Below are 543 nucleotides of genomic sequence, written 5' to 3'. Positions count from 1 at the left end.
GACCAGGTCCGGCCGCTCCTCGTGCGCGAGGTGGCCGAGCCCGGGGAGCGCGACGATGCGCGCCGCCGGGACGAGGGCGCGCACGCGCTCGGCCTCCTCGGGCGGCACGGTGCGGTCGTTCGTGCCGACCACCAGCACCAGCGGCACGGCGAGCCGCGGCAGGTCGCGCGCGAGCGCGGCGAGGTCCCACGCCGCCATCATGCCGAGCGCGGCCGCGACATGGCCCGGCCGGCGCAGGAGCCGGGTGTAGAACGTCACGTTCTCCGGCGGGATGGTCGAGCCGGTGCCGCGCAGCAGCCGTTCCACCGTGGCGCGGTCGGCCGCCTGCCAGGACAGCACCCACGGCACCACGGGCAGCGTCGCCATCAGGCGCGCGAGCCCCGAGAACCAGGGCAGCTCGCCCGGCCCGTTGCGGATCGGCACCAGCGCGCCGTTGAGCGCGACCAGCACCTCCGGCGCGATCGCGCCGTCGATCGTCATGCGCGCGAGCACCGCCGCGCCGGCCGAGTGGCCGACCGCCAGCCGCGGGGCGTGGCCGAGCGC

Annotated in this window: 1 protein-coding gene; it reads right to left on the bottom strand. The window is 78.1% G+C overall.

Annotated features, from left to right (window positions below; all coding sequences use genetic code 11):
- A partial coding sequence (bchO, locus tag FK498_RS18995; protein WP_141857290.1) for an alpha/beta fold hydrolase BchO occupies window positions 1-543 on the bottom strand: 543 nt, incomplete at both ends.

The sequence above is a fragment of the Elioraea sp. Yellowstone genome (genome assembly GCF_006704265.1).
GTDB lineage: Bacteria > Pseudomonadota > Alphaproteobacteria > Acetobacterales > Acetobacteraceae > Elioraea.
Note: the sequence above shows the minus strand (reverse complement) of the source record. Positions and strands in the feature narration are given on the sequence as shown.